15 protein-coding genes are annotated in these 16,010 nt (G+C 72.2%); 8 read left to right on the forward strand and 7 right to left on the reverse strand.

Translation table 11 applies throughout. The features are described 5' to 3' along the window. Positions 1-43 precede the first annotated feature (43 nt). The 5 genes from ACXJMZ_RS16680 to ACXJMZ_RS16700 all read left to right on the forward strand — a co-directional run bounded on the left by ACXJMZ_RS16680 (position 44) and on the right by ACXJMZ_RS16700 (position 7,375). Entirely contained in the window at positions 44-1,360 is a 1,317-nt protein-coding gene (locus ACXJMZ_RS16680; protein WP_457030861.1) for a M20/M25/M40 family metallo-hydrolase, read from the forward strand. Positions 1,361-1,403: 43 nt separating this feature from the next. After that, positions 1,404-2,522: an aminopeptidase P family protein gene (locus ACXJMZ_RS16685; RefSeq protein ID WP_457030829.1), complete on the forward strand. Its 1,119-nt coding sequence runs from the start codon at positions 1,404-1,406 to the stop codon at positions 2,520-2,522. Positions 2,523-2,823: 301 nt separating this feature from the next. Beyond that, positions 2,824-4,029: a saccharopine dehydrogenase family protein gene (locus tag ACXJMZ_RS16690; RefSeq protein ID WP_457030830.1), complete on the forward strand. Its 1,206-nt coding sequence runs from the start codon at positions 2,824-2,826 to the stop codon at positions 4,027-4,029. 119 nt (positions 4,030-4,148) lie between these two features. Then, the gene (locus ACXJMZ_RS16695; RefSeq protein ID WP_457030831.1) at positions 4,149-4,478 is read left to right on the forward strand and encodes a putative quinol monooxygenase; all 330 of its coding nucleotides are present in this window, start codon (positions 4,149-4,151) and stop codon (positions 4,476-4,478) included. A 422-nt stretch (positions 4,479-4,900) separates the two neighbouring features. Next, the gene (locus ACXJMZ_RS16700; RefSeq protein ID WP_457030832.1) at positions 4,901-7,375 is read left to right on the forward strand and encodes an RICIN domain-containing protein; all 2,475 of its coding nucleotides are present in this window, start codon (positions 4,901-4,903) and stop codon (positions 7,373-7,375) included. A gap of 76 nt (positions 7,376-7,451) precedes the next feature. Here ACXJMZ_RS16700 and ACXJMZ_RS16705 read toward each other — a convergent pair whose 3' ends face one another. The 3 genes from ACXJMZ_RS16705 to ACXJMZ_RS16715 form a co-directional block, all read right to left on the reverse strand. Continuing rightward, positions 7,452-9,146, reverse strand: coding sequence for a serine/threonine-protein kinase (locus ACXJMZ_RS16705; protein ID WP_457030833.1), 1,695 nt, complete (start codon positions 9,144-9,146; stop codon positions 7,452-7,454). 116 nt (positions 9,147-9,262) lie between these two features. Further along, the gene (locus ACXJMZ_RS16710) at positions 9,263-10,660 is read right to left on the reverse strand and encodes a DUF692 domain-containing protein (RefSeq protein ID WP_457030834.1); all 1,398 of its coding nucleotides are present in this window, start codon (positions 10,658-10,660) and stop codon (positions 9,263-9,265) included. A 34-nt stretch (positions 10,661-10,694) separates the two neighbouring features. Further along, positions 10,695-10,895: a hypothetical protein gene (locus ACXJMZ_RS16715; RefSeq protein ID WP_457030835.1), complete on the reverse strand. Its 201-nt coding sequence runs from the start codon at positions 10,893-10,895 to the stop codon at positions 10,695-10,697. Between the two features lie 163 nt (positions 10,896-11,058). Here ACXJMZ_RS16715 and ACXJMZ_RS16720 point away from each other — a divergent pair, with 163 nt between their 5' ends. The 3 genes from ACXJMZ_RS16720 to ACXJMZ_RS16730 all read left to right on the forward strand — a co-directional run bounded on the left by ACXJMZ_RS16720 (position 11,059) and on the right by ACXJMZ_RS16730 (position 12,638). Then, positions 11,059-11,700 (forward strand): TetR/AcrR family transcriptional regulator, encoded by a 642-nt coding sequence (locus ACXJMZ_RS16720; RefSeq protein WP_457030836.1) that lies wholly within the window; start codon positions 11,059-11,061, stop codon positions 11,698-11,700. Positions 11,701-11,798: 98 nt separating this feature from the next. Further along, on the forward strand, positions 11,799-11,993 hold the full coding sequence (locus tag ACXJMZ_RS16725; protein ID WP_457030837.1) for a DUF1918 domain-containing protein: 195 nt from the start codon (positions 11,799-11,801) through the stop codon (positions 11,991-11,993). A 21-nt stretch (positions 11,994-12,014) separates the two neighbouring features. After that, positions 12,015-12,638, forward strand: coding sequence for a DedA family protein (locus ACXJMZ_RS16730; RefSeq protein WP_457030838.1), 624 nt, complete (start codon positions 12,015-12,017; stop codon positions 12,636-12,638). Positions 12,639-12,645: 7 nt separating this feature from the next. Here the strand turns inward: ACXJMZ_RS16730 and ACXJMZ_RS16735 are convergent, their stop codons facing one another. The 4 genes from ACXJMZ_RS16735 to ACXJMZ_RS16750 form a co-directional block, all read right to left on the reverse strand. After that, complete coding sequence (locus tag ACXJMZ_RS16735; RefSeq protein WP_457030839.1) at positions 12,646-13,302, reverse strand: NADPH-dependent F420 reductase; 657 nt, start codon at positions 13,300-13,302, stop codon at positions 12,646-12,648. Between the two features lie 81 nt (positions 13,303-13,383). Further along, positions 13,384-13,764 (reverse strand): VOC family protein, encoded by a 381-nt coding sequence (locus tag ACXJMZ_RS16740; RefSeq protein WP_457030840.1) that lies wholly within the window; start codon positions 13,762-13,764, stop codon positions 13,384-13,386. Positions 13,765-13,792: 28 nt separating this feature from the next. Further along, positions 13,793-15,619, reverse strand: coding sequence for a glutamine--fructose-6-phosphate transaminase (isomerizing) (gene glmS / locus ACXJMZ_RS16745; RefSeq protein WP_457030841.1), 1,827 nt, complete (start codon positions 15,617-15,619; stop codon positions 13,793-13,795). 43 nt (positions 15,620-15,662) lie between these two features. Next, positions 15,663-15,938 (reverse strand): hypothetical protein, encoded by a 276-nt coding sequence (locus tag ACXJMZ_RS16750; RefSeq protein ID WP_057235369.1) that lies wholly within the window; start codon positions 15,936-15,938, stop codon positions 15,663-15,665. Positions 15,939-16,010: the final 72 nt, after the last annotated feature.

Consider the following 16,010-nt stretch of genomic DNA (forward strand, 5'->3'; position numbering starts at 1 on the left):
TCCGGGAAAGGCCGATGGCCTCGCCGCTCGGGTGGCCGCACTGATGCCCCGGGCCAAGGCCGATCTCGCCGAACTCGTCGCGATGCCCTCCGTGGCCGACGCACGCCAGTTCCCGCCCGAGCACTGCCGACGCGCCGCCGAGTGGGTGGCCGCAGCCTTCGCCGACGCGGGACTGGAGGACGTCCGTCTCGCCGAGACCCCGGACGGCAGCCACGCCGTGCTCGGCCACCGCCCGGCACCGCCCGGCGCCCCGACCGTCCTGCTGTACAGCCACTACGACGTCCAGCCCCCGCTGGGGGATGCCGCCTGGCACTCCCCGCCGTTCGAGCTGACCGAGCGCGACGGCCGCTGGTACGGGCGCGGAGCGGCCGACTGCAAGGGCAACATCGTCATGCACCTCACCGCCCTGCGAGCGCTCGGCGACGACATCCCGGTGGGTCTGAAGCTGGTCGTCGAAGGTTCGGAGGAGCAGGGCACCGGGGGCCTGGAGGCCTACGTCCCCGGCCACGCCGAGGAGTTGCGCGCAGACGCGCTGCTCATCTGCGACACCGGCAACGCCGCCGTGGGCACACCGACCGCGACGACGGTGCTGCGCGGTCTCGCCAACATCGTGGTCACCGTCTCCACCCTGGCCGGAGACATGCACTCCGGGATGTTCGGCGGACCGGCCCCGGACGCGCTCGCCGCACTGATCCGCATCCTCGACTCACTGCGCGACGCCGACGGCAGCACCCGCGTCCAAGGCCTGGACAGCGGCGGCACCTGGCCGGGCCTCGGCTACGACGAGCGGCAGTTCCGTGCGGACGCGGGCGTGCTCGACGGGGTCGAGTTGACCGGCTCCGGCAGCGTCGCCGACCGGCTGTGGGCACGCCCGGCGGTCACCGTCCTCGGCATCGACTGCCCTCCCGTGGTCGGCTCGGCCGCAGCAATCCCGGCCCGGGCCAGGGCCCGCGTGAGCCTGCGGGTACCACCCGGGACGGACCCCGACGCGGCCGCCCAGGCACTGGCGGCACACCTGGAGGCCGCAGCGCCCTGGGGGGCGCGGGTCGAGGTGGAGCTCGAGGGCACCGGCTCGCCGTTCCGCGCTGCCACCGAGGGGCCCGCGTACACCGCACTCGACCGCGCCATGCGGGACGCCTACGCCAAGCCGATCTCCTTCCTCGGCCAGGGCGGCTCGATCCCGCTGTGCAACGTCCTCGCCTCGACCTTCCCCGACGCCGAGCTGATCCTGATGGGCGTGGAGGAACCGCGCTGCCTGATCCACGCGCCCAACGAGAGCGTGGACCCCACCGAGATCGAACGGATGGCGCTGGTGGAGGCACTCTTCCTGCGCCACTACGCGGAGCTCACCCGCACCTGATCCCTCGTCAACCGACCACCGTCCGACCGGAGGCCACCACACGATGCCGAAACCCTTCGCGGTCCAGGATTTCGCTGCCCGGATGGCACGTGCCACCGACGGTGCGGCGCGGGCCGGCCTGTCCGGACTGGTCGTCACGCCCGGCCCCGACCTGCTGTACCTGACCGGCTACCAGCCGGTCGCCATCACCGAACGGCTCACCGCCCTGGTTCTGGCACCGGACCGGCCGCCCACCATGATCGTGCCGCGGCTTGAGCGCCCGGACGCCGAAGGTGCCCCCGGCGCCGCCGCCCTGGCACTGACGGACTGGACCGACGGCACCGACCCGTACGCCGCGGCAAGTCCGTTGCTCGATCCGCGGGGCCGGTACGGTATCTCCGACTCGGCCTGGGCCATGCACCTCCTCGGCCTGCAGGAGACCCTCCCGGCCGGCCACTTCGTGGCGCTCACCCGGGCCCTGCCCATGCTCCGCGCCGTCAAGGACGCCGACGAGCTCGAACGCCTCGCGGCCGCCGGCGCCGCTGCCGACGAGGCGTTCCGCCGGATCGTGCAGGTGACCTTCGCCGGCCGCAGGGAGAACGAGGTCGCCGCCGACCTCGCCGGACTGCTCATGGAGTACGGCCACAGTCAGGTCGACTTCACCGTGGTCGGCTCCGGCCCCAACGGCGCCAACCCGCACCACGAGGCGGGCGACCGGGTGATCCAGCACGGCGACACCGTCGTCCTGGATTTCGGCGGACTCAAGGACGGGTACGGCTCCGACACCACCCGCACGGTCCACGTCGGAGCCGACGTCCCCGACGAGGTGCGGACGGTACACGAGGTGGTCCGCCGCGCCCAGCAGACGGCGTTCGAGGCCGTACGGCCGGGCGTCGCCTGCCAGGAGATCGACCGGGTGGCCCGCACCGTGATCACCGAGGCGGGCTACGGCGAGTACTTCATCCACCGCACCGGCCACGGCATCGGCCTGAGCACCCACGAGCCGCCGTACATGGTCGAGGGCGAGGACCAGGCCCTGGTGCCGGGGATGTGCTTCTCCATCGAACCCGGCATCTACCTCCCCGGACGCTTCGGCGTCCGAATCGAGGACATCGTCACCGTCACCGAGACCGGCGGCCACCGGTTCAACAACACCCCGCACGACCTCGCCATCGTCACCTGACCGGCCTCCTCGGACGGCGGCTCGGTATGAACCCGTCCTGGTAGCTCCGCGCACCGAACTGTCGCAGGGGTCCTGAATGACGTCGCACGCCACCACGGCGGCAGCGATCGCCGACTCCCCGGAAATCCACCCGCGTTGGACCCTCCCGCACGCCTGGGCCGCGCCTCCGCCGAACGGGGGCGTTCCGGGCCGGCGCCCGTGTCGCGAGTCGTTGGCGGAGGACTGAGGGCCGAGGCCGTTGACAGTGCCGCGGCGGGCTCCTAGCGTGGCGCAGCCGATTACCCGCGAGTAGGGACTGTTGATGACCGCGCCGCGCCCGTACGACCTCATCCTGTTCGGTGCCACCGGGTTCACCGGCGGGCTCACCGCCGAGTACCTGGCCCGGGCCGCGCCCGACGGCTGCCGCTGGGCGCTCGCGGGGCGGGACGAGCGCAAGCTCGCCGCCGTCCGGGCGAAGCTCGCGGAGACCGACCCACGCTGCGCCGACCTTCCGCTGCTGGTCGCGGACGCCGCGGACCGCGAGGCGCTGCGGGAAGTGGCCGCCTCGGCCCGGGTGGTGGTGTCCACGGTCGGCCCGTACCTGCGGCACGGCGAGCCGCTGGTGGCGGCCTGCGCGGAGAGTGGCACCGACTACGTCGACCTCACCGGCGAGCCGGAGTTCGTCGACCGGATGTATCTGCGGCACCACGAGCGGGCGGTGGCGACCGGTGCGCGGCTGGTGCACGCCTGCGGCTTCGACTCGGTGCCGCACGACCTCGGCGTGCTGTTCACCGTCGAGGAGTTGCTGCGCCACGGCGGCCCGGCGGCCCGGCTCTCGGTGGAGGGCTTCGTCCGCGCCGGCGGCACCATCTCCGGCGGCACCTTCGCCTCGGCGATGACGGCCTTCTCCCGGCCGAGGGCGATGGCGCAGGCCGCCCGGGCGCGCCGCGCGGTCGAACCCCGGCCGAAGGACCGGCTGATCCACACGCCGACCGGCCGCCCGCACCGCTCCCGGGCGGCCCGGGCCTGGGCCGTGCCGATGCCCACGATCGACCCGCAGATGGTGGCCCGTTCGGCCGCCGCACTGGACGAGTACGGCCCGGACTTCGGTTACGCGCACTACGCGGCGGTCCGGCGGCTGCCGATCGCCGTTGGTGGTGTCGCGGCCGTGGTGGCACTCGCCCTGGCCGCCCAACTGCCTGTGCTGCGCCGGGCGCTGGGGAAGCTGCGCAAGCCCGGCGACGGGCCGAGCGCGGAGCAGCGGGCGCGGTCCTGGTTCACCGTCCGGTTCGTGGCGCGGGCGGAGGACGGGCGGACGGTCCTCACCGAGGTGTCCGGCGGCGATCCGGGCTACCAGGAGACCGCGAAGATGCTGGCCGAGTCGGCGCTCTGCCTGGCGTACGACGATCTGCCGCCCCTGGCAGGACAGTTGACCACGGCGGTCGCGATGGGCCGGCCGCTGATCGACCGGCTGGTCGCGGCGGGCATCTCCTTCCGGGTGCTCGACACCCCGCCGCAGGTCGGCTGAACACTGCAGCACACTCCTCCTCCGGCCGGACCGGCTGACTAGGCTCGGGGCGGGCGCCTCCCGGTGGTTCTACCGAGGGCGCCGCCCCCATGCCCTGTCCCGTTCGGAGGAAGAACCGCATGATCCTGATCACCGTCAAGTTCACCGCCCGCCCCGAGTACAGCGACAGCTGGATGTCGCAGGTCGAGGAGTTCACCCGCGCGACGCGCGCGGAGCCGGGCAACGTCTTCTTCGAGTGGTCCCGCAGTGTCGAGAACCCCGACCAGTACGTCCTGCTGGAGGCGTTCGAGTCCGCCGACGCGGGTGCGGTGCACGTGAACTCCGACCACTTCAAGACCGCGATGGCCGCCCTCCCGAAGACCATCGCCACCAAGCCGCAGATCATCTACGTCGACGCACCCTCCGACGGCTGGTCCGAGATGGCCGAACTCTCGCCCACCGAGGACTGATCCGCCCCGCCGGCTCCGGGCCAGGAAGACGCCCCGACAGGCCCCGCACCAGCCAGAACCGCCCGCACCATCTGCCCCGGGCGTGTCCACCCGGGCGTGCGAAGCCTAGCGAAGATGCAACATTTTGCGCGTTCGTGTTGACATCTGCGCGATACAGGGCCGGATACTGCACCTAACTGCAGAGCTCGCGGTGTCTCAGCGTTCATCCCCCACCCGCTCCGTGCCGTGCATTCCCTTGCGCCTGCCGCCCGGCTCGGAGTCCTGACCAGGAGGGCCACCCCATGCCACGCCCACACCCATGGGCCGACCTCGTCGCCCGGCGAACCGGACGCCTGGCGTCCCACCGCACCCCGACCCGCACCGCCGTACCCCTCCCCCACGAGCAGAGCGGCGCCACGGCGCCCCTGAAGAAGGAGGCCTCCGTGCCGGCTCCCCGCAGCAGACTCGCCGCCGTCGTCCTCGCCGCCACCGTGKCGGKGGCGGGCGGCGCCCTCGCCCCGGGCGCCGCCCAGGCCACGCCCCCCACCTCCGGATACACCGTCAGCGTCGGTGCCAAGGGCGCCTGGACCCACCCGACCGACACCCCGGCCTTCCCCTACATCGACAAGGACGGCACCTTCTACTACCAGCAGGCCGCCGCCCTCTACGGCGCGAACCAGAGCCGCGTCTGGGACTTCTACTCGGGCGGCAACCTCGACACCGCGACCTTCAACACCACCCTCAGCAACGCGGTGAACCCCGCCAACTCCAACGACAAGAACAACGACACCACCTGGCGGTGCAACAACAGCCCCACCGGGCTCGAGGCCACCGCGCCGCCCGCCGGATCGGGCTACTCCCAGAAGAACTTCTGCGACCTGGCCGGCCTCTGGGTCGATCCCGACACCGGCGACTGGTACGGCCTGGTGCACAACGAGTTCACCCCGCAGCCCTTCGGCGACGGCCTGCACTACGACGCGATCGACTACGCCGTCTCCACCGACCAGGGCCGGACGTGGACCATCAAGGACCACGTCATCACCTCCCCGCACAGCACCAAGCGGGGTGACACCACCGCCTTCCCGAACCAGACCTACTACTACGGCGACGGCGACCAGCGGCTGTTCGTCGACACCGCCTCCGGGTACTTCTACGTCTTCTACGGCTCCCGGGTGGTCGACAAGAGCGGCAGCTGGAAGGCCTTCCACGAGCACGTCGCCCGGTCGCCGATCTCCGCCAAGATGGCACCGGACTCGTGGCAGAAGTGGTACGACGGCGCCTGGTCCCAGCCCGGCAAGGGCGGCAAGGAGAGCAACATGGTGCCCGCCGCCGGCGGTGGCACCGGCTACACCCCGGCCACCGCCGAGTACAACCCGGCGAACACCGGCACCGCCGACCAGCAGGTCGCCGCCGGCACGATGCCCGCCACCTCGCCGCTGTTCGTCATGGACATCACCTACAACGCCCACCTGGGCCTGTACATCGGCGAACCGCAGGCCGTCGACCAGTCGGGGAACGCGCCCCAGGAGCTGTACGCCACCGACGACCTCACCACCCAGAAGTGGTACCGGATCGGCGACACCGGCAGCTACCACACCGCCTCCTGGTACCGCTGGTTCCTGGACAGCGTCAGCAAGACCGGCAGCGGCATCGTCGGCAAGAACTTCCGTACCTACTGCTCCTTCGGCTGCTCGGGCGGCTCCAGCAGCGAGTACATCAACCTCAGCATCGACAACGCCACCCCCGCCGCACCGCCGGTGGACGTGACCAAGTCCTACCGCATCGGCAACGGGGCCGGCCGCGTCCTGGCCCAGGTCTCCGGCAGCTCGGCCACCACCTCGGCCGCGGCCGCCACCGGTTCCGGTCTCGAGACCTGGAGCTTCACCGGCAACGGCGACGGCTCCTACCGCATCACCAACGGCGCCACCGGCCAGCTGCTCGGCGTCGACTCCGGCGTCACCGCAGGCCGCGCCTGGGGCGCCAAGCCCACCGTCACCGCCGCCCCGACCGGCGGGCCCACCGTCGGCCAGCAGTGGTGGGTGATCCCGGGCAAGTCCGCCACCAACACGCCCAACGGCACGTACCGCCTGGTCAACCGCTACAGCGGCCTGGTGATCGGCCTGTCCTCCGACACCTCGCGCCCGGCCGAGACCACCCCCGCCCGGTTCTGGACCAACACCACCGGCAGCCCGGTCGGCGCGAGCCGCAACGCCGCCGAACAGTCCCTGACCCTGACCGTGGCCGGCGCCGTCCCCGAGACCGTGTCCGTCATCGGCCCCGGCAACCAGTCCACCAAGGTCAACACGGCGGTCTCGCTCCAACTCACCGCCACCGACTCCGCCAACAAGCCGCTGACCTTCTCGGCGACCGGCCTGCCCGCCGGCCTGTCGATCAGCCCCGGCGGCCTGATCACCGGTACCCCCGGCAGCACCGGCAGTTCGACCGTCACCGTGACCGCCTCCTCCGGAACCGCCACCGGTACCGGCACCTTCACCTGGTCGGTGGGCGCCGTGGCCGACGGCACCCACACCGTGGTCAGCTCGGGCAAGGCCCTGGACGATCCGAACCACTCCACCGCCTCCGGCACCCAGCTCATCACCTGGACACCGAACCGCGGACCCAACCAGGACTGGGTCTTCACCCAGCAGAGCGACGGCTCCTACCAGCTCGTCAACGGCGAGTCCCACCTGTGCGTGGACGTCAGCGGCGGATCCACCAGTGCGGGTGCCCAGGTGATCCAGGCCACCTGCACCGGGGCGAGCAACCAGCGCTGGCTGGTCACCGCAGCGACCGGCGGATTCAAGCTCACGTCCCAGAAGAGCGGGCTGGTCCTCACCACGGCCTCGACGTCCAACGGCGCCCAGGTCACCCAGCAGTCCGACACCGGCAGCGCCCTCCAGCGCTGGGCCGTCAGCTGACACCACCCCGACGGCCGGGGCCACCGGGCACATCAGCTCGGAGGCCCCGGCTTCGCCCCCCCGAACGTCCTTTCTGTCAGCCGGACTTGACCACCTTGAGCACCTTGCCGGTGGCGCCTGCGGTGAGGTAGCCGCCGCTGCCGTAGTCGCCCGACAGGTAGTACCGGATGGTGATCTCGTCGGCGAACCAGCCGTACGTCACGTTCAGATAGCGCGACTTGGGGTTGGCGACACCGAGCTCGGTCTGGGCCTTGGCCATCACGGTCGGGATCTGGTTCCAGTCGATCTTGGTGAGATCCACTGTCCTGTCGTTGGTCCCGACGATGCCGCCGGGCTTGCTGGTGACCTTGCCGTCACGGTAGTCGAAGTCGTCGTAGTGCTTGGGGTTGTCCTTGTTCACCACCCTGGCACTGGCGTACCCCGGGTAGATCAGCAGTTGGGTGATCGTGGTGGTGCCCATGGCCGAGCGGATCGAATCGACCAGGCCGCGGGCACCGTTCGGGGTGAGCAGGTCCTTGGCGGAGGACGCGGAGTTCGCGGCCTTGGGGGTATCGCCCGTGCCGGGGGACGAGGCGGTGCCGCCGACCACGGTGCTGCCCGTGCTGGTGCTGCCCGTACTGCTGCGGGCGGCCTGCGGGGAGGAGCCGCCGGCAGCGCGGTTGCCGAAGGCCGGCAGCCCGTGGCTGAGCGACCAGCCCAGCAGACCGACCGCCGCCACGCCGGCCACCGCCGCCAGCACCGGGCCGGTACGCCGACGGGCGCGAGGAGGCTCGGCCGGCCCCGGCTGCACCCACGGCTCGTGACCACCGGTGTCGTACCCGGACCCGCCGTACTCAGGCACCTTGTCGACGGGACCGGCCGGACGGGGCACGGTGCCGCTGAGCTGGGTGGGCGTGTACGGAACCGACCCGCCGCCGAGCGTCCCGTCGATGCCCTGCTCGGCCGCGGCGAACAGCCGGTCGAGCTGGTCGGCGTCGGGCCGGACGGCCGGGTCGCGGGCCAGCAGCGCGACCAGCGTCGGCCCGAGCGGGCCGGAGCGCACCGGCGGCGGGAGCGGCTCGTCCAGGACGGCGGCCAGGGTCGCGAAGCTGGTGGCGCGGCGCAGCGGGTGGTGGCCCTCCACGGCGACGTACAGCATCATGCCGAGCGACCACAGATCGGAGGAGGGGTTGCCCTCCTGACCGCGGATCCGCTCGGGGGCGATGAACTCGGGCGAACCGATCAGCGCGCCGGTCGCGGTCAGGCTGGTCGACTCGCTCAGCGCGGCGATACCGAAGTCGGTCAGCACCGGGGTGCCGTCGGTGCGCATCAGCACGTTCGCCGGTTTGACGTCGCGGTGCTGGATGCCGGCGGCGTGTGCGGCGCGCAGCGCGGAGAGCACGCCGCGGCCGATCCGGGCGGCCTCCTGCGGCGAGAGTGCACCCCGGTTGAGCCGGTCGTGCAGCGAGCCGCCGGGCACCAGCTCCATCACCAGCCAGGGATGGGTGAGTTCGGGGGTGTCCACGATGTGGTGGATGATCACCACATTGGGGTGCTGGAGCCGGGCCAGCGCCTGGGCCTCGCGCAGCACCCGCTCGCGCAGCTCGAAGGCCGCGGCGGGGTCGGCCGCGAGCATCGCCAGGTCCGGCGAGCGGACCTCCTTGAGCGCCACCTCACGCTGCAGCACGATGTCCCGGGCCCGCCACACCAGCCCCATACCGCCGCCGCCGAGCCGCTCGAGCAACTCGAATCGGCCGTCGACGAGCTGGGCGCCCGGCCCCCCTGTAGTCATGGCGGCCATCGTAGGGGCTCCCGCGGACAGCTCTCGAACGGGCACGGCACCGCCGGGGCCGCACACCCGCACACCCGCACACCGCCTCCGCCTGCGGCCGGGGCAGTGACCCGTCCTCAGCCGGCCGCGCGGTCGTCCACCAGCCGAAGCAGGTAACTGCCGCGTGGCGGGGCCACCGGCAGCCGCCCGGCGCCGAGTTCGGCCAGCAGGACGGTCGGGTCGGTGCCGAGGGTCACCGTACGCGACTCACCGTCCAGCCGGACCAGCATCAGGCCGAGGTCCAGTTCGAGCACGTCCGGCAGCAGCGGCACCGCCGGGCAGCTCCGCCGGAGGTGCTCGGCGAAGGCGAACGCCTCCTCGGTGGCGAAGAGTTCGGGGGTCCGCCGCCGGGCGTAGCCGGCCATCAGCTCGCGCACCCCGGCTTCGCCCAGGGTCAGCAGGAGCAGCCGGACGGTGTGTACGAGCGTCCCGGCCAGGGCGCCCGCGCGGAACTCCAGGATCAGTTCGCGCAGCAGCTCGACCGCCGGATCGGCGGCCAACTCCCGCTCCAGCGCCGTCCGGGGCTCCCGGCCCACGGCCAGAGCGCCGAGGGCCGCCTCCCACTCCTCCGGCGTCGCCCCGCCCACCACCGGGTCCGGCGGGCGCAGGGGCACCGGCGCGGCGACCGTGGCCGTCGGCCACAGGTCCCGCAGCCGGTCCGTCAACTCCCGTACGGCACCGGCCTCCAGGCCCGGAGCCGCCGAGGCCGTGACCTCGAAGAGGACGGCACGGAGTGCGGGGAGCCGGGGCAGCACCCGCTCGGCGAGCCGGATCAGGTCCTCGTCCGGCAGCCCGCTGTGGGCGTCCAGCCAGTAGCCGCGGTGCTCGAAGCCGCCCGCCAGATGGACCTCCCAGACCCGGTCCAGCGGTAGTTCGGCGAGCAGCTCGTCGACGGTGCAGCGACCGTTGCGCTCGTTGGCCAGCACGTTGTGCAGGTCCAACAGCAGCCCGCAGTCGGCCTGTTCGGCCACCCGGGCGGCAAAGGCGCCGTCGCCGAGCTCGTCGGCCCGGGGCCTGAGGTAGTTGGTGCCGAGCTCCACCGCGAACGGGACGGGGAGGGCGTCGGCCATCGCCCGGACCGACCGTACGCTGCGCCGTACCCCGGCCGGGGTCTGCCGAGGCGGCAGCATGAAGCCGGTCCGGAATCCACCGGCTCCGCCGACCCGGTTGAACGCCAGGTGCTCACTCACCCAGGGCACGGCCAGCTGCTCGGCCAACTCGCCGAGCAGGGCGGTGTGTTCGGCGTCCGGCAGTTCCGAGCCGCCGACCGGGTTGCCGATGCTGTGCAGCAGCCGGGCACCCGGCAGGTCGGCCAGGCGGCGCAGGGCTTCGTGGTCGGTCGCGACAGTGCCGTCCGGACGGGACCGCCAGAAGGTCTGCGGTTCGACCTCGATCACGTCGAGGGCGTCACCGCAGTCCTCCAACAGCCCTTCCAGGCCCCGGACATAGGTCAGCCCGACCCCTGGACGTGCCATCTCCCCGACCTCCCCGCGCCGCCCGGCCGGCGCCTCAGCCGACCCGGCCGGAGGCTCCCAGGGTGAACTCGGCCGAGCGGCCGAAGGACCAGTCGAAGCCGGAGTGGCAGCTCGGGCAGTTGTCCTGGTTGACGGCGGCCTTGACCGGCGCGGCCATCCGGTCGAGGCCGTCTGCGGCCGAGAGCGAGAGGGTGATCACGGCCGGGGCCTCGGCGACGGGCGAAGTGGACGACACGGGGGTACCTCCTGTCTGGTGCCCGGGATCGCGGGCACCGGTGGCGGTTGACGTGGAACGAGCATGCCGTGGAGCAGGCGGGGATCCGGTGCCCGAGCCGTGAAACTGCCGCAGAACTGCCGGTGATTCGCGCCCCGTCCGCCGGATGCGGCACAGTGGGCGCATGAAGTCGGACATCGGCACCGCCGTCCCCACCCGGCGCCGGCCGGTGCAACAGCGCAGCCAGGAACGGTACGAGCGGCTGCTCGACGCCTGCGCGGGCCTGCTGGACGAAGTCGGTGCGAACGCGCTGACCACCAAGGAGACCGCGCACCGGGCCGAGGTCCCGATCGGCACCCTCTACCAGTTCTTCGCCGGCAAGGAAGACCTGCTCGCCGCCCTGGCCGAGCGGAACCTGGACCGCTACCTGGACCGCCTCGCCCGCCGTTTCGACGCCGAGACCCCGCCCGACGTGCCGGGCTTCGTCGACCTGGCGGTCGAGGAGTTCGTCGCGATGAAGCGCGCCGTCCCGGGCTTCGGCCACCTCGACTTCGGCCTGGTCGACCAGCTCCCGGCCGGGGTCGCCGACGATCAGCACCTGCTCGACCGGGAGCTGGACAACAACGCCGCGGTGGCCCTGCGGCTGCGCACCCTGGGCGGCGGGCTGTTCAGCGGGCCGGGCCACCCGCTGGCCCTGCGGGTCGCGATGGAGAGCGCCGACGCCGTCCTGAAACTGGCCTTCCGCACCGATCCGGACGGGGACCCCGCCCTGATCGCCGAGTGCAAACGCCTGCTCCGCCGCTACCTCACCGACTCCGGGTCCTGAGACCGACCGGTCTGAGCTGCGTCGGGGCGTTGCGACCGCCCCGTTCGCGCCGCACAGTGGAGATCGGGACGGCAACCGCACCGGACAAGGAGCAGACCATGCAAGCGACGGTAGGCGATCACCTCCACACCCACAGCAAGTCGGTCGGAATGTCGGATCAGCTGGGCGAGATCATCGAGGTCCGGGGCAGCGAGGGTGAGCCCCCGTACCTGGTGCGTTTCGAGGACGGCCACGAAGGGCTGGTCTACCCCGGCCCGGACACCGTGATCGAACGTCAGCAGCCCGCCCACTGACCCCACTTCCCCCGGAGCCCCGTGGACACCCCCGCACCACTCCCCGGTCCGCTCGAACACCTCACCCCACTGCTGGACAGCTACGGCTACCTGGCAGTGGGGGTTCTCGTGTTCCTGGACAACTGCGCGATCCCGGTCCCCGGTCAGACCATGCTGGTGCTGGCCGCCGTCTACGCGGGCACCGGCCGGATGAGCATCGCCGCGGTGCTCGCGATCGCGCTGGTCGCCGCCGTGGCCGGGGACAGCCTCGGCTACCTGCTCGGCCGCACCGGCGGCCACCGGCTGGTCGAGCGCTGGGGCCGGTACGTGCTGCTCACCCCGGCCCGGATGGTGCGTGGCGAGCAGTTCTTCGCCCGGCACGGGGTCAAGGTGGTCACGGCGGCCAGGTTCGTCGACGTGCTGCGGCAGACCAACGGCGTGGTGGCCGGGACCACCGGCATGAGCTGGCGGCGGTTCCTGCCCCCCAACGTGCTCGGCGCGGTGCTCTGGGTCGGCGTCTGGGGCGGCGCCGGGTACCTGGCGGGCGACAACATCGGGCCGCTGTACGAGCACCTGATGCGCTACCAGCTGCTGGTCCTGGTAGCGCTCGGCGTGCTGCTGGCCGGACTGGTCGGCTACCGCCTCTGGCGCCGCCGCCGGACCTGACCGGCCGTCAGCCCGCGTGCCGGATCGAGTAGTTGAAGTCGGCGTGCCCGAGGTTCCCCATCACCTTGAGCCAGAACGGCATCAGCATCTCCAGCGCCCGGGCCCCCGTGATGTCCCCCAGGTCCAGCACGGAGCCCTGCGGCCAGCCGAACTCGGTCAGCAGCGCGACCACCTCGGCCTTCGCCTCGGGGTCGTTCCCGGCCACGAACAGGTTGTGCTCACCCGGCACCCGGCCCGGGTCCACCATCACCTCGGAGTTGACGGTGTTGAGCGCCTTCACCACCCGGGCCTCGGGGAACTCGCGCTGGATCTGCTCACCGACGCTGTCGCTGCTCACCGGCTCCAGGCTCACCTCGCCCTGGGGCGAGAACACCAGTGGGTTGGAGACGTCGATCAGCACCTTGCCCGCCAGCGGCTCGGCCCCGGCCAGCCGGAGCGCCTGCACCGCCACCACCCCGGAGGTCGCGTTGATCACCAGCTCACCGAAGGCGGCGGCCTCCGCGAAAGTCCCGCTGTGCCCGTACGGACCGGCCTGCTCGGCCCAGGCCAGCGCGGCCGCGTTCTCCTTGCTGCGCGAACCGAGCGTCACCTCGTACCCGAGCGACACCAGCTTGCCCGCGAGCGTCCGCCCGACCGTACCCGTCCCGATGATCCCGACCCGCATGCTGTGGCTCCCCTGCTCAACCGACCGTGCGGTCACCATAACTGACGGGATACCAGCACGGCGGGACGGCCCAGGGGCGGGTCACCGGCGGCGGGTCACCGGGGGCCGGTCAGCCGGGCCCGAGGACAGTACGCAGAACTCGTTGCCCTCCGGGTCGGCCAGCACCTGCCAGGTCTGCTCCCCCTGGCCCACCTCGGCCGGCCGGGCACCGAGCGCGACCAGCCGGGCCACCTCGGCGTCCTGGTCGGCCGGGCGGAAGTCCAGGTGCAGCCGGTTCTTCACGGTCTTCGCCTCGGGCACCCGGGCGAAGAGAAGGCCCGGCAGCCGGTCGGCCGCCGGGCGGATCTCGAACTCCTCGGGGTCCTCGTTGAACACCATCCAGCCGAGCGCCTCGGCCCACCAGCGGCCGAGCGCGACCGGGTCGGCGGAGTCCACCACGACCTGCTCCCATACCAAGTCCATGGCACGGACCCTACCGACCCGGGGCGGATTACTCCACGGTCACGCTCTTGGCCAGGTTGCGCGGCTTGTCGACGTCCCGCTTGAGCGCCACCGCCGCGTAGTAGGCGAGCAGTTGGAGCGGGATGTTGAGCAGCAGCGGGTCGAGCTCCGGCTCGCTGCGCGGGACCAGGATGGCGTGGTCGGCCAGCTTGGCGTCGGGGGCGCGGTGGGCGATCGCCAGCACCCGGCCGGCCCGGGCCTTGATCTCGCCGAGGGTGGTCAGGTTCTTGTCGAGCAGCTCGTCGTCGGGCACCAGCGCCACGGTGGGCAGGTCCGGGTTGATCAGCGCGAGCGGGCCGTGCTTGAGCTCGCTGGCGGGGTACGCCTCGGCGTGCACGTAGCTGATCTCCTTGAGCTTCTGCGCACCCTCGCGGGCCACCGGGAAGCCCCGGACCCGGCCGATGAACATCATGCCCTCGCTCTGGGCGTACTCGGCGGCCAGCTCGGCGATCTTGTCCTCGTCGGCCAGGATCTCCCGGATCTGGCCCGGCAGTGCCTTCAGGCCCGCGACGATCCGGCGGCCGTCGGCCGGCGAGAGGTCGTGGATCCGGCCGAAGTGCAGCGCCAGCAGCGCGAAGGCGATCACGGTCGAGGTGAAGGCCTTGGTCGAGGCGACCGAGATCTCCGGGCCCGCGTGCAGGTAGATGCCGCCGTCGCACTCGCGGGCGATCGCGCTGCCGACGGTGTTGACCACGCCGAGCACCCGTCCGCCCTTGCGCTTGATCTCCTGGACGGCGGCCAGCGTGTCGTAGGTCTCGCCGGACTGACTGACCGCCACATAGAGGGTGTCGGCCTCGATCACCGGGTTGCGGTACCGGAACTCGGAGGCCGGCTCGCTGTGCGCGGGGATCCGGGCCAGCTCCTCGATCAGCTGGGCGCCCATCTCACCGGCGTAGTACGCGGAACCGCAGCCGAGGATCTTCACCCGGCGGATCTCGCGCAGCTCACGGGCGTCCAGGTTGAGGCCGCCCAGGTGCGCGGTGGCGAACCGCTCGTCGAGGCGGCCGCTCAGCGTGCGCTCGACCGAGGCGGGCTGCTCGTGGATCTCCTTGAGCAGGAAGTGCTCGTAGCCGGCCGTGTCGTAGGAGGCGATCTCCCAGTCCACGGTGGACGGCTGACGGGTCACCGTACGGGCGTCCTCGGTGAAGGTGGTGAAGCCGTCGGCGCGGACGGTGGCCAGCTCGCCGTCCTCCAGGTGCACCACCTGGCGGGTGTAGCGGACCAGGGCGGCGACGTCCGAGGCGACGAACATCTCCTTCTCGCCGAGGCCGAGCACGATCGGGCTGCCGTTGCGGGCCACCACGATCCGGTCCGGCTGGGCGGCGTCGACCACGGCGATGCCGTACGTACCGACCACGTGGCCGAGCGCGGCGCGCACCGCGTCCTCCAGCTCGACACCCTCGCCGACGTGCGCGGCGACCAGGTGGGCCAGCACCTCGGTGTCGGTCTCGGAGCGGAACACCGCGCCGTCGGCGGTCAGCCGGTCACGCAGCGCGTCGGCGTTCTCGATGATGCCGTTGTGGACGACGGCGATCCGCTCACTGTTGTCCAGGTGCGGGTGCGCGTTGGCGTCGCTGGGCTCGCCGTGGGTGGCCCAGCGGGTGTGGCCGATGCCGGTGGTGCCCTTGAACCGGGCCGGTACGGCGGCGGCCAGGTCGGCGACCCGGCCCTTGGTCTTGCAGACCTTGAGGGTGCCCGGCTTCCCGGTCACCGCCACGCCGGCGGAGTCGTAGCCCCGGTACTCCAGCCGCTGGAGCCCTTCGAGCAGGAACGCGGTGGCGTCCTTGGGACCGATGTAGGCCACGATGCCGCACATGGTGGTACTCCTCTGTCACGTCGTCGGGTGGGACGGGGCGGGCTCAGCCGTAGACGATCCGGCGCAGCTGACGGGTGGACAGCTCGGGCGCCGCGACCCTGCGGGCGGTGAGCTCACCGGTCAGCCGGTCAAAGATCTTCTCGTTGGTCAGGCCCCGCGCCTGCAGCTCACCGTGGCGGCGACGGACGTACTCCTCGGTGCTCTCGGAGAAGTACGCCAGCACCTCCGCGATCACTCGCGCGGCCTCGCCGGGCCCCAGCGGGGTGGTCCGGGTCAGGTGCGCGAGCAGGTCTTCGTGAGGGTGTGGTGAGACAGGCACGAGAGGGGAGCCTAGGCGTCGATCGGGCGTACTCCAAGAATCCTGCCCGAAATCGGGCAGGACTTCCTGCTT

The sequence above is a fragment of the Kitasatospora sp. P5_F3 genome, from assembly GCF_054049135.1.